Source organism: Cytobacillus sp. (assembly GCF_032154635.1).
In the GTDB taxonomy this organism is placed as follows: Bacteria; Bacillota; Bacilli; order Bacillales; family Cytobacillaceae; genus Cytobacillus.
In genome coordinates this window covers 1-11,933 of sequence record NZ_JALDXW010000066.1, presented here as the reverse complement: position 1 = coordinate 11,933, position 11,933 = coordinate 1, and the positions used below count along the sequence as shown (strand labels likewise).

The following is an 11,933-nucleotide window of genomic DNA, read 5'->3' as shown; positions in this document are numbered from 1 at the left end:
ACATTGATTGATTATAAATTGGGGAAGATCTCTGAAGCCACAAAAAGGGCTATTCAACGATTAAAGGAGAAAAATATTCTTGTCATAGGTGCAACAGGTCGGCCTTTATCGATGTGTAAGGAATTGGAATCTTTGGGGATCGACGGTTTTATAACGGCGAATGGGGCTTATGTGAAATTTAAAGACGAGGTCATATATAAATCTATTCTAAATAAGGAAACGGTAAATAATATCCATCAATTTGCTAAGCAAAATAGACATTCGCTATCTTACTTTACAGAAAAACTAAATATGAATGATGTACATAATGAAATGACACTGCGTTCACTGCAACAAACATTGTCTCTTAATGCATATCCAGAAATAGATGAAGACATTGTAAATAAAGAAATTTATTTAATGTGTTTGTATGGGAGCAGTGAAACGATACAAATCTATCAAAAGACTTTTCCAAACTTAATATTTCAGCAGTGGCATCCATATATTGCAAATGTACTGCAAACAGATGTATCAAAGTCGATTGCCGCAAAATATATTCTAAATTATTTTGGCTATCTTCCATCAGAAGCAATAGCTTTTGGGGATGGAGAAAATGACATTGATTTATTAAATTTTGTAGGTCTTGGCATAGCAATGGGCAATGCCAATCAAAAGCTTAAAGCTGTTGCAGATTTTGTTACAAAAGATTGTGACAGTGAAGGTGTAGAATATGCATTAAAAACTCTACAAATAATCTAATTGAACGTTTAGATAAGTTTAGTAAATTTATTTCAAATCATTAGCAAATAAGGAAAGAATGGATCATATGGTATGAAGAGATTCGAAATGAGAAAGTTCCTTCATACAGTATTTCATGTAGTTGATTGTTCTAAGCTATGGAAGAAGTCGATGTAACTTTATTTGCCGTAGATTTTAAATTAAAAACATTCTTCAAAATGGAATGAGAACAATTAGATTAAAATTTTTTTCATACCCGTATCTTTCTTCCCTCCTGCATCCGTTATAAAGGCAAGGAGGTTCAAAAGGAGTGAATAGAATGGTTTCTTATAAAAGCGTGTTTGCCAATGAAAGGGTTCAGATAGAGGAAGGAAGTAATCAATTAAATCAGCTGTATCCAGGTCTTTTCCGGTACTGCCGTTTTCTGGCGAAAAACAAATGGGATGCTGAAGATCTTGTTCAGGAATCTGTCTTAAAAGCGATCCAGCATTATCATTCTTCAGATATAAGTCCTGCACTTTTGAACAAAATCGCTTACCATCAATGGATTGACACCACTAGAAAAAGAAAACGCGAAGTTGTCGGCGTGCTCGAGGAGCAATCAGGAAAGTTTGATGCATTCATAGCTGATGAACTGCAAGATACAGTAAAGCTTTTAGTAAAAAAGTTAACACCAAAGCAAGCGATTATTTTCTTATTGAAAGAAGCTTTCAGCTACCAAGCAAAGGAAATTGCAGATTTACTGGATACAACGGAAATGGCAGTGAAGGCACTTACTCATAGAACAAGGAAGCGGCTGGAGAAGGAGACAAATCTGCAATCAGTGGATTCCTATTGGTGTGAGGAAGAACGGGAAATGGTAGGTAATCTAATATATCAATCCTTAAAATCTGAAGACCCTTCTGTATTAATTGAGTATGTATCTGATCTTCCTTCAGTGGCAGACGTCCAAAAGCTTGCTAAGAAAAGAGTTTCTCAATCTCCTCTTGACCTTTATTGTATTGCTGCATAATAAAGGGAGGAATTTTAATGGGAACAATTCCATATGTGATTGAACATTCCAATCGTGGGGAACGCTCTTATGACATATACTCACGTCTATTGAAGGATCGAATTATCATTATTGGAGAAGAAATTAATGAGCAAGTAGCGAACAGTGTCATTGCACAGCTATTGTTTCTGGAAGCGGATAACCCGGAAAAAGACATTTCCATATACATTAATAGCCCTGGCGGCTCGACAACTGCTGGTTTTGCAATCTTTGATACGATGGAATATATTAAACCAGATGTAAGCACCATTTGTATGGGGATGGCTGCATCATTTGGAGCATTGCTGCTTATCGCTGGTACGAAGGGGAAAAGATTTGCCCTTCCAAACAGCGAGATTATGATCCATCAGCCGCTTGGCGGTGCAAGAGGGCAGGCAACAGAAATTGAAATATCGGCAAGAAGGATTCTCAAACTTCGGGATCATGTCAACCGAATTATTGCCAATCGAACAGGACAGCCAGTTGAAAAAATCGCTAAAGATAGTGACCGTGATTTCTATATGACCGCCGAGGAAGCGCTGGAATATGGGATTATTGATAAAATAATCACAAAGAAATAATGTAGTTTAATAGTAGCCTATAGAAAAGCTAAAAGTTGATTTGCAGGTAAAATGCAAGGAAGCCACCACTGTGGCTTCTTTTTTTAATTACTGTCCCCATTTAAGCTAGCATGATATATTTGTATCCATTTTTTACGTTTTGAAAAAAAGATTGTAAGCAATATAACCTCGCCCGTAATAAAAAAACCTAAGCCTAAAACTAAACCACCAAAAAATAAAAATTCGTTAATTTTCCAAGAGAAGAAGAACCATCCTAGTGCCCCGAATACACTTAATATTAAGTAAATTGTTCCCGCAATAAGGGCTTTTGGCAGAAATAGTCCTGTTCTTTTAATCCTAGTGGAAGCATATTTAAAGCTTAAAAATATAGCTGTTATTATAAAAATCACATATATCATCATTACAATATTTATAGTATTCACTTGTAGAATCCCCCTTAAAATGAGTTTACCATAAAGCACTTTGGATATTTACAGTTTGGTGAGCAAATGGCTGTCATTAAAATTTAAAGAGGTTAATAAAAAATCCTAGAATGTATATTTAGTAAATATCTTCACTCTAACAAAGAATCCCTATTTAAAGAACGCATGAAGAGTAATTGTTTTATAAAGTTATAAAAATAAATGTCAGAATGTGTGGTAAAATTTAGGGAAAAGGGGTGTGTTTTATGCAAGCCGATAATTTTGAAGAATATGATGATCCAAAAGGCTATGATAGTGAAAATGAGATGTATAAAGAAGACATTCCTTTCCTAATGAAATGGGCTGCGAAAACTGACGGGATCATAATTGATCTGGCATGCGGAACTGGGAGAGTAACGATCCCACTAGCGAATAAAGGATACAAACTAATCGGTGTGGACATTCATAAGGGAATGCTAGCTGAAGCAAAGAGAAAAGCAGAGAATCTGCACTTGCCAATTGAATGGATAGAACAAGATTGTACGAACCTTCATTTAAATATCAAAAGCAATCTTATTTATACAGTCGGCAACTCATTTCAGCATTTTCTATCAAATAAAGAACAGGATGGATTGTTGGAATCTGTCAATAGGCATTTAAAGTTAGGAGGAATATTTATTTTTGGCACACGGTTTCCAAGTGTTGAGGAACTGCTCCAGCCAAGTACGGAGGAATATTGGAAGACATATATAGATAAAGAAACGAAGAATACAGTGGATGTTTATACGATAAGTGACTATGATCCTCTTGCTCAAGTACAACATTATATAACGATAAGAAGGGAGAAGAATATAGAAGGATTAATGATTGGTGAAAAAAAGACAAATATAAGATTGCGCTATGTGTTTCCAAGAGAAATGGAACGCTTATTATCTGCACATGGTTTTGAAATCGTATCTGTTTATCAAGATTGGAATAAAACGCCGATTACAGCTAAAAGTACAGAAATGGTATATGTTTGTAAAAAAACAGGAGATTTATCATGCTAACAATAAAACAAGAAATTGAAGTTAGAGGAATCAATTATATTATAAGATCCGCAACTATTAAAGATGCTCAAGAACTGTCTGATCTTAGAGTACAAATTGATGGTGAAACCGAGAATCTAGATCGAGAAAAGGGGGAGGGTTTCATAGATGCTGCAGGGTTTGAACAACTAATTCAAACTGATACAGAAAATAGCAAAAACCTCTTTCTAGTAGCGGAGGTTTGTAATCGGATTGTAGGATTTTCGAGATGCGAAGGAAATCAATTAAAAAGGCTTTCTCATAAGGTGGAATTTGGTGTTTGCATATTAAAAGAGTTCTGGGGATATGGGATTGGGAAAAAACTTCTAAACGAATCCATTTCTTGGGCAGACTCTAATGGAATAAAAAAAATCACCTTAAATGTTTTGGAAACAAATGAAAAAGCGATAAAACTTTATCAAAAACTTGGATTTGAAGTTGAAGGGATCTTAAAGAAGGACAAAATCCTCTCTGATGGAAACTATTACAATACAATGATTATGGGAAGATTTAAAGAGTGATGTTTTCATATTTCTAATGGGATGAGGAGTAGGGTTTCCATGTTTGATCCTTTTGTTTATGGGACAGTGAACCTGTCCCTCTGTCCAATATTTTAATAGTAGGGGGAGATTACATGAACATGGAATATAATGATTTAATTGGTGAGATTTTGCAGCGTGCTGGTGAGAAAGATCATTTTGAAAATAAAGGGAAAGGAAAGCCGTTACCTAAAGATTATTTGCAGATGGACACATTTCAACACTTTCAGAAAATTGCGAAAGATGCAGGATATTTACCACAATGGGTGAAGCTGCAAAAGGAAATCTCACAATTAGTCCACTCGTGTAAAACAAATAATGATGTGGAAGAGATTAATAAAAAAATAAAAAAATACAATAAGATTTGTCCTCATCCTTTACAAAAGGCACTTATAAGCTTGGAGCATATTGAAAAGTATAAGAAAATTTGGTGAATGATTGGATAGGTTCTTACAGTTTGGTCTATTTGAAAAGCGGTTAAATGGATTTACATTCGTACTCCTGAAATTAGGAGTGATTTATTTTTTAAACCGAAAGCGGCTTATTTTCAAACGTATTTCCGTTTAATTAGAAGCTGCTAAAATTTTTTGGGGGTATACGATGGAAAAGTTTATGGGGATCTTATTAGGTACTTTGAAGCTATTTTATCCATTGCTTATTGCATCTTTCACCCTTTTTATATATGCACTTATAAAGCGATCATGGATACTCATGTTGATCAGTACCATTTTACTGTACCCGAATGCCTGGTATTTAAGTGGGACTCCACGTTTTCCTTGGGCAATAGTTATTCCTCTTTTTCAAGTCATATTAGCTATATTGTTTTATTTCAAAAAGAAATATCATGTAAAATTGATAGAAAGTTAGTTCAAAAGGTTTAAATGGCTGTATAACCGATTTTTTATCCTAACCTATATTCAGTGTATTTAATGGTAGAGATGAAAAATGGTCCATAGCGGCATTCATTAAAAGGAAAAATTTTAACTAAAAAATGAACCTTTTCCTCTTCGCGTATGTAAAGTTAAGTAAAGAGAGAAAAGGGGTTGTTATAATGGATACTGGCTGGATTATTTCTTTAATTTTTGGTGGAGTGATCATGGTGCTTTTATTAGCAATTGCGATTCCAATGGATCGTAAACATATTGTGCGTGAGAACGGTAAAATTAATTTTAAGAAAACGAAAATATATTTACGATGGAATGTTTTTGATACACTTACGCTCTGCCTGGCGATATACTCCATCATATGTGTTCAAGTTTTAAATCTATTAATTTCATATGGCCAAACGGTTGAGAATGTTTTTGTCCAGTTTTTCACGAATCAAGCACAAGTATGGACACTTGTATCGATGATTTACTTAATTTCGAGAGTATCACTAACGCTTAAGGCGATTAAAGAGCGCTGGGGAGATCAAATTGATTGAGCGTGCAGATGAGTTAATGATTGCTTATCAAAATGGAGATAATGATGCATTGGGAGGCATTTATACCCTTTTGAAGCCTGCTTTATATTCGTTTATTTATCGATATACAAGGGATCAGCAATTATCGATCGATATCGTACAAGATACATTTGTAAAGCTTCAGCATTACAAACATCATTATCATCCAGGCAAAGGTAAAATTAAATCTTATCTTTTTCAAATAGCATACCGTTTATTGATAGATAAATTAAACCGGCGGAAAAAATGGCGATCGTTTATGCCTTTTCTAGCACCAATTACAAAAGATGAACTAAACCATACAGATCGGCTGACCATTCGGGAAGCTATTGTAAGTCTCCCTGGTAAACAGCGCGCAGTTATTCTTTTATTCTATTATCACGATATGAAACATGAAGAAATTGCAGAAATACTTAGCATACCAAAAGGAACGGTCAAATCGAGATTACACACAGCAATCCAAAGTTTAAAAGTAGAACTGGAGGGTGATTTTAATGAATCACGATCCCTTTAAAAAGGAACTTCATCTTCGTAAAAAATTGGACGAATATCATGTGGAAATTCCTGATTTTCAAATGAAGCCTAAGGGGAAAAGATGGGAGAGATTAATCAATTTTCTAGCCTCACCTGCGAAAGACCCCATCGAGCCTCTTATTTCAACAGCAGCAGGGGTGGCTGTATTAAAATTGGCACCACTTATGGGGATGGCAGCAATCTCAATTATACAGCTATTCTTTTTTCTTTAAAAAAATTCTAGAGAAAGTTCACAGCTAACATTTGCTGATTTTGTGATTACTATTTTGATAGGGGATGCTAAATGGTCTTTCAATCCAAGAGTGATAAGTATTATCTATATGTTATCGTAAAAAAATTAAGAGAGAGGGTTCCTTCGTTGAAAGATTATAAAAAAAATGGATGGAACGAGGAGTCAGGCTCTTTGTCCCATCCATTTTTTTTTAGTAAATGGGACAAGGAACCTGTCCCCGTTATCTGTCCCCGTTATCTGACTGCAAGCTCAGACTCTTTTTTTCTGATGAGCACACTTGTTACAACGAATGAACAGATGGCTAGGATAACGAGTAAGATAAATACAGAGTGCAAGCTTGATTCTAATGCAGGTCCTTTTAGCTGATCACTTAGCAAAAGACCAGAAACGGCGATTCCGATTGTTTGACCTAAGTTTTTCATTAAATTATGGGAACCCATCGCAGCACCACGCAGATGCCATTCAACAGCTGATTGCACGGCAACCGTAAAGGCGGTAAAGGCTAACCCAAAACCGATTCCAATAAATGCGGTAACTACCATCATGATTGGCACTGGCGTATTTGTCTGGAAGAATACAAAGCCGGTACAGCTGAGAATAATCACTAAAGTCCCAATTAGGGTAACATGGGCAATCGATTTATTACTTAACCATTTTCCGCAAAAGATTGCACCAATTGGCCATGTAACAGACATCGGAAGCATTGCGATTCCAGAATAGGTTGCATTTAAGTTCGTTACGCCTTGAACCCATAAAGGAATGTAAAACGTAACGGTTACAAGAATAAAGCCTAATAAAAATCCGGCAATATTTGAAACGGTAATAAGCGGATTCTTAAATAGAGAAAGTGGCAGCATGGGCTCTTTCCCTTTTGCTTCAATCCAAATAAATAAGCAAAGACCAATGAGAGCAACAACAAGGAATGCAGTGATACTCCCGGTTAATTGTTTGTGCTCCTTTAATAATGTAAGCGCGTATAAGAACGATGTCATACATATGGCAAACATGAGAATCCCAGCATAATCGATTACTTGCTTTTTCTTTTCAATTTTTTCTTTTAAAGAAACCCATAGCAGGATGAGTGAAATGATTCCAAATGGCAGATTCATATAGAAAATCCAATGCCATGAGATGGTGTCAACAATAAACCCGCCGACAAGTGGACCTGCAATTCCTGCAATTCCCCACATACTGCTGATCCACCCTTGAATCTTCGCTCGCTGTTTAAATTCAAATACATCTCCAATAATAGTGAAGGGTATCGTTGTTAAGGCGCCGGCCCCGATCCCTTGAATTAATCGGAATAGAACGAGTTGTTCCATCGATTGTGACAACCCTGAAAGCATAGAACCAATGAGAAAAATAATTGTTCCGATGGTAAACATAAGCTTTCTGCCGTATAAATCAGCGAGTTTCCCAAATACGGGTGTGCTGATAACAGTAGCTAAGAGATAAACAGATATTACCCACGTATATAGCTCACTACCGCCTAAATCTTCTACAATTTTTGGCATAGCCGTACTGACAATTGTGCCTTCGATTGCTGTTAGAAAGGTTGCGATCAGCAAGGCAACAATAACGGATGTATGCTTTGTTTCGTTATTCAATTTTTTCTCCTCTTTTCTTACTTGATTCGTCAATAGAAAACCTTCCAATTGCAGAGAATTGGAAGGTGATGAATATGCATTATATAGTATAGCATGTTTTATTGAAAAAATTTATTGGAAAAATCGTTTTTAAACAACCTTAATAGACTTTATAAAGAAAATAATAGATTATGAATGATCAATTTCCTTTGTTATCTTAAATCTTTTAAAATTAAACAATCGCATCATCTATCGTTCCTACGGCAGCTATTTCTTCGTTTTTGAGTAGAATGCCTAAACCGTGCCCCGGGTCCCAACTGCATTCGAAAGTAATCCCTATTTTTCTTAAGCCAGCTTCTTCTCTGTCTGCAATGAATATGCCCATATCCGTTAAAAAGCTGCCAATCTCGTTTTTATTTTTAATCCTTGGACCATCGAACGCCTCACAATTATTTTGGTAATAATCAAATATGGCATATTCTAGCTTTGTGATAATTTCATGCTTTTTTTCCTGAAATTTCATGAGAGCTTCAACTTGTTCTTCTTGGAAATATCCTTTTGTATCTTCTTCAAATTCTACGACCTGTTCGAATTCTTCATCATATTCCAGAAAATCAATAGTTGCTTCAAATCCCTTATTAAATATCGTTATTTTTCTTACCTGCCTCCATACGCATTGTTCTTCTTCGAAATGAAACCTACCTAATAATTCATGATTTATTTCTCTCATTAATAACACTCCTGATTACAAAATGGTTCTTCCTAATTATGGTAGTCCCTCAGTAAAAGTTTTACAAGTAGAAGCCATTCGTTTTATAAAATAGTGGATTTAAAGTATGTTTACATAAAATTAACTAAAACATGCTATTTTTTTGTACCTATTCTTTTATAAAATATAGGAACGAAGGTTGAGAGAGGTCTGTATAATGATGAGATTTAATATAAAGCTGATCCCAGTAATTTTACAAGTTATTTTAAATATTTCTTTAGTTATTTTAGCAGGCATTTTATCTGTGTTACTCGTAAAGGAGCTAATTATTTTTATTCAAATGCTATTCAATAATGAGAGCAATGACTATAAGCTATTTCTTGCCAATATACTAATCTTCTTTTTGTATTTTGAATTTATATCAATGATTGTGAAGTATTTTAAGGAGAACTATCATTTCCCCTTAAGATATTTTATATACATTGGCATTACCGCTATGATTAGGTTAATTATCGTCGACCATGAAAGTCCGCTGAATACATTACTCTATTCATTTGTAATATTCGTGTTAATTTTAGGATATTATATGATGCATATGACCCCGCGTGAAAGAAGTTAAATCTGCTACTTCCATTTAATACGGATTTTATGCAAAAAAATTAGATAGACATTTTAACGAGGAGCCTTGTTCATTTATAAATGGACAGGTTTTTTATAGTGGAATGGCTATTTTGTAATTATGTTGACCACAGATGCATAATTCAAGTTAAAATAAATATTTTCTTATTTTGTGAGAAAAAATCTATTTCTATACGTTGTATAGGATGTAAAAGCTTTTACAAAAGTATAAGGGGAATAGTCATGATATGTAATGAAAACAATTTTATCCAGCGGTTGCAGCGTCAAAAAGAAGATGCGTTAGAGTTTATCGTTGATAAATATTTGCCATTAATAAAGGGGATTGCCTATAAGGTGCTATCCCCGCTTCAGAATGAAGGAATCATTGAAGAATGTGTTAACGATATTTTTCTATCAATATGGAACCATTCCAAGAAATTTCAAGGGGATGCTATTGATTTTAGAAAATGGATCTGCGCAATTGCTAAATTTAAAGCCATTGATTACTACCGAAGTACGAGTAATAAAAAGGAATTTTCTAGAGATATCATTGAGGAGACTGTTGAGAAATCAGCAGAGGATGAATTAGTAATTTTGGAAGATAAAGCGGAAGTAATCCAGTTAATTAATCAATTAGAACCTGTCGACAAGGAAATTTTTATCATGAAATTCTTCTTAGGTATGAAAACTGAAGAAATATCAAAAAAACTTGGATTAACCGAATCTTCAATAAGTAATCGAATTTATCGAGGGAAAAAGAAGCTGCATTTAAAAGCAGCAAACCTTGATCTTGGAGGGAGTCTCGTATGAAGGATATTTATGAATTATTAAATGATATAGATATGGACGACACTGAATTTGTAGAAAGCGAAGTGGATGAACTGGAAAAGACGAGAGTAAAAAAAGCACTGAAAAAATCAATCCGCCAAAAGAAAAAGAGAATGGGATGGAAGAAGAGTGTAGCTGCAGCAGCCATTCTATGCGGCTTGTCACTGACAACCATCGGATTAACGCTGCCGGCATACGCGGGCAGTATCCCTGTAATTGGTGATATTTTTAGGTTCTTGGATAATGGCCGTACAGGTCTTTATGATGTATACAAAGAATATTCAACCGAGATCAATATGACAAATGAAAGTAACGGCATTAAAGTGACGCTCAATGATGCAATTTTTGATGGAAAAACAGTTTCATTAACTTATTCAATCGAAACGGAGCATGACTTAGGTACAGATCCAATATTAGAAGATCACTTGGATATAAAAGGAGCTAGCAGTCAATCAGGTAGTGCACATATTTCAAAAGTGGATGATCATCATTATGTAGGCATTGTAACTGCAAGCAATCTTGATCGTGATCAAGAGGATCTTGCTAAAATTAAGTGGGAAATTGACAGCATCACTTTACCAGATCAGGATTTTAAAGAAATAAAGGGAAGCTGGAATTTTGCTTTAGCTCTTGAAGCAACGGAAAGTAAAGAAGTAGTTAGTAAGGGAAGTTCAGAAAAGAACGGAGTAAAGGTGAATATCGAAAAACTAGCATATTCACCGATGTCATTTATCGTTTATTACGATCAGATCATTTCCCAAGAAGTAAGAAACAAATGGCATGCCGTAGATGTTGAAATAGAAATAAAAGATGATCTAGGAAACAGTTATACGGGTGAAGGAAATGGCGGTTCAGGTGACGGCTATAACATGAGCTTGAGTAAGACATTTGAAAAACTAGATGAGAATGCATCAAAATTATTTATAACGCCTTATATTTCTTTAAGAGAGCATACACCAGAGAATTTTGGCTCAGTCGAAATCACAAAAGATGGGACAAAGGAAATTCCAATCCCTGAAAAGACAGGCAAAGGAAAAGAAGAATTTGTTTTAGAAGATATTGTTATTGATATTGATGACTTCTCATCTGGCGAGAAACTCGAAAATAACAAGTCAAATTAAAATTCTGAATAAACAGCAGGGGAAAAGGGATTTTCCTGCTGTTTTTTTTTGTTTTTATAATAAAGTCTTATTAGTAACACAAGTGTTAAACAGCGGGATGGATCTTTAATGAAGTTATATAGACATTTCTTGATCGAAATAGGAAAAGGGTTTTATCAGGTGAATGAAGTCCCTTCTTGAAAGAAAAAAGAGAGGGAAAGTCCTTCATCGTGGGAATGAAGGACCTTTCGTAAGTGGAAAAAGAGAAAAAGGTCGTTCATCAGGTAAATGAAGTCCCTTCTTGAAAGAAAAAAGAGAGGGAAAGTCCTTCATCGTGGGAATGAAGGACCTTTCGTAAGTGGAAAAAGAGAAAAAGGTCGTTCATCAGGTAAATGAAGTCCCTTCTTGAAAGAAAAACGTGAGGGAAAGTCCTTCATCGTGGGAATGAAGAACCTTTCGCGAGTGGAAAAAGGGAAAAAGGTCGTTCATCAGGTGAATGAAGTCCCTTCTTGAAAGAAAAACGTGAGGGAAAGTCCTTCATCATGGGAAT

At 35.1% G+C, this 11,933-nt stretch carries 16 protein-coding genes; 13 read left to right on the top strand and 3 right to left on the bottom strand.

Annotated elements, in window-relative coordinates; translation table 11 throughout:
• The 3 genes from RUH74_RS23295 to clpP form a co-directional block, all read left to right on the top strand.
• The coding region (locus RUH74_RS23295; RefSeq protein WP_313804999.1) for a Cof-type HAD-IIB family hydrolase at positions 1-738 on the top strand (738 nt) is incomplete at its 5' end.
• Positions 739-1,036: 298 nt separating this feature from the next.
• Positions 1,037-1,729, top strand: a complete 693-nt coding sequence (locus tag RUH74_RS23290) for a sigma-70 family RNA polymerase sigma factor (RefSeq protein WP_313805005.1) — start codon at positions 1,037-1,039, stop codon at positions 1,727-1,729.
• A gap of 17 nt (positions 1,730-1,746) precedes the next feature.
• Positions 1,747-2,328: an ATP-dependent Clp endopeptidase proteolytic subunit ClpP gene (gene clpP, locus RUH74_RS23285; RefSeq protein ID WP_313804996.1), complete on the top strand. Its 582-nt coding sequence runs from the start codon at positions 1,747-1,749 to the stop codon at positions 2,326-2,328.
• Positions 2,329-2,411: 83 nt separating this feature from the next.
• Here the strand turns inward: clpP and RUH74_RS23280 are convergent, their stop codons facing one another.
• The gene (locus tag RUH74_RS23280) at positions 2,412-2,750 is read right to left on the bottom strand and encodes a hypothetical protein (protein ID WP_313804994.1); all 339 of its coding nucleotides are present in this window, start codon (positions 2,748-2,750) and stop codon (positions 2,412-2,414) included.
• A gap of 245 nt (positions 2,751-2,995) precedes the next feature.
• Here RUH74_RS23280 and RUH74_RS23275 point away from each other — a divergent pair, with 245 nt between their 5' ends.
• From RUH74_RS23275 to RUH74_RS23245, 7 genes are all read left to right on the top strand, one after another.
• Positions 2,996-3,778, top strand: coding sequence for a class I SAM-dependent methyltransferase (locus RUH74_RS23275; protein WP_313804991.1), 783 nt, complete (start codon positions 2,996-2,998; stop codon positions 3,776-3,778).
• Entirely contained in the window at positions 3,772-4,317 is a 546-nt protein-coding gene (locus RUH74_RS23270; protein ID WP_313804988.1) for a GNAT family N-acetyltransferase, read from the top strand. The genes RUH74_RS23275 and RUH74_RS23270 overlap by 7 nt, the downstream gene beginning before the upstream one ends.
• Positions 4,318-4,430: 113 nt before the next feature.
• Entirely contained in the window at positions 4,431-4,769 is a 339-nt protein-coding gene (locus tag RUH74_RS23265) for a DnaJ family domain-containing protein (protein ID WP_313804985.1), read from the top strand.
• A gap of 166 nt (positions 4,770-4,935) precedes the next feature.
• Entirely contained in the window at positions 4,936-5,202 is a 267-nt protein-coding gene (locus tag RUH74_RS23260; RefSeq protein ID WP_313804982.1) for a hypothetical protein, read from the top strand.
• 184 nt (positions 5,203-5,386) lie between these two features.
• Positions 5,387-5,758 (top strand): group-specific protein, encoded by a 372-nt coding sequence (locus RUH74_RS23255; protein WP_313804979.1) that lies wholly within the window; start codon positions 5,387-5,389, stop codon positions 5,756-5,758.
• A gap of 16 nt (positions 5,759-5,774) precedes the next feature.
• Entirely contained in the window at positions 5,775-6,290 is a 516-nt protein-coding gene (locus RUH74_RS23250; RefSeq protein ID WP_313805002.1) for an RNA polymerase sigma factor, read from the top strand.
• On the top strand, positions 6,271-6,522 hold the full coding sequence (locus RUH74_RS23245) for a hypothetical protein (protein ID WP_313804976.1): 252 nt from the start codon (positions 6,271-6,273) through the stop codon (positions 6,520-6,522). The genes RUH74_RS23250 and RUH74_RS23245 overlap by 20 nt, the downstream gene beginning before the upstream one ends.
• A 253-nt stretch (positions 6,523-6,775) precedes the next feature.
• Here RUH74_RS23245 and RUH74_RS23240 read toward each other — a convergent pair whose 3' ends face one another.
• Positions 6,776-8,182: an MDR family MFS transporter gene (locus RUH74_RS23240; RefSeq protein WP_313804973.1), complete on the bottom strand. Its 1,407-nt coding sequence runs from the start codon at positions 8,180-8,182 to the stop codon at positions 6,776-6,778.
• A gap of 178 nt (positions 8,183-8,360) precedes the next feature.
• Positions 8,361-8,858 carry a DUF6985 domain-containing protein gene (locus tag RUH74_RS23235; RefSeq protein WP_313804970.1) on the bottom strand — a complete coding sequence of 166 codons (498 nt, stop codon included), beginning with the start codon at positions 8,856-8,858 and terminating at the stop codon, positions 8,361-8,363.
• 196 nt (positions 8,859-9,054) lie between these two features.
• Between RUH74_RS23235 and psiE the strand changes: the two genes are divergently transcribed.
• The 3 genes from psiE to RUH74_RS23220 all read left to right on the top strand — a co-directional run bounded on the left by psiE (position 9,055) and on the right by RUH74_RS23220 (position 11,404).
• Positions 9,055-9,456 (top strand): phosphate-starvation-inducible protein PsiE, encoded by a 402-nt coding sequence (gene psiE / locus RUH74_RS23230; RefSeq protein ID WP_313804967.1) that lies wholly within the window; start codon positions 9,055-9,057, stop codon positions 9,454-9,456.
• A gap of 242 nt (positions 9,457-9,698) precedes the next feature.
• Positions 9,699-10,265, top strand: a complete 567-nt coding sequence (locus RUH74_RS23225; protein ID WP_313804964.1) for a sigma-70 family RNA polymerase sigma factor — start codon at positions 9,699-9,701, stop codon at positions 10,263-10,265.
• Positions 10,262-11,404, top strand: a complete 1,143-nt coding sequence (locus tag RUH74_RS23220) for a DUF4179 domain-containing protein (protein WP_313804961.1) — start codon at positions 10,262-10,264, stop codon at positions 11,402-11,404. Before RUH74_RS23225 ends, RUH74_RS23220 begins: the two co-directional genes overlap by 4 nt.
• Positions 11,405-11,933 lie beyond the last annotated feature (529 nt).

Excerpts from the sequence above, each read along its gene's own strand:
- RUH74_RS23265 (WP_313804985.1), top strand. The coding sequence starts at position 4,431 with ATGAACATGGAATATAATGATTTAATTGGTGAGATTTTGCAGCGTGCT.
- RUH74_RS23245 (WP_313804976.1), top strand. The coding sequence starts at position 6,271 with ATGAATCACGATCCCTTTAAAAAGGAACTTCATCTTCGTAAAAAATTG.
- RUH74_RS23250 (WP_313805002.1), top strand. The coding sequence starts at position 5,775 with ATGATTGCTTATCAAAATGGAGATAATGATGCATTGGGAGGCATTTAT.
- RUH74_RS23270 (WP_313804988.1), top strand. The coding sequence starts at position 3,772 with ATGCTAACAATAAAACAAGAAATTGAAGTTAGAGGAATCAATTATATT.
- RUH74_RS23255 (WP_313804979.1), top strand. The coding sequence starts at position 5,387 with ATGGATACTGGCTGGATTATTTCTTTAATTTTTGGTGGAGTGATCATG.
- psiE (WP_313804967.1), top strand. The coding sequence starts at position 9,055 with ATGATGAGATTTAATATAAAGCTGATCCCAGTAATTTTACAAGTTATT.
- RUH74_RS23235 (WP_313804970.1), bottom strand. The coding sequence starts at position 8,858 with ATGAGAGAAATAAATCATGAATTATTAGGTAGGTTTCATTTCGAAGAA.
- clpP (WP_313804996.1), top strand. The coding sequence starts at position 1,747 with ATGGGAACAATTCCATATGTGATTGAACATTCCAATCGTGGGGAACGC.
- RUH74_RS23290 (WP_313805005.1), top strand. The coding sequence starts at position 1,037 with ATGGTTTCTTATAAAAGCGTGTTTGCCAATGAAAGGGTTCAGATAGAG.
- RUH74_RS23260 (WP_313804982.1), top strand. The coding sequence starts at position 4,936 with ATGGAAAAGTTTATGGGGATCTTATTAGGTACTTTGAAGCTATTTTAT.
- RUH74_RS23220 (WP_313804961.1), top strand. The coding sequence starts at position 10,262 with ATGAAGGATATTTATGAATTATTAAATGATATAGATATGGACGACACT.
- RUH74_RS23225 (WP_313804964.1), top strand. The coding sequence starts at position 9,699 with ATGATATGTAATGAAAACAATTTTATCCAGCGGTTGCAGCGTCAAAAA.
- RUH74_RS23275 (WP_313804991.1), top strand. The coding sequence starts at position 2,996 with ATGCAAGCCGATAATTTTGAAGAATATGATGATCCAAAAGGCTATGAT.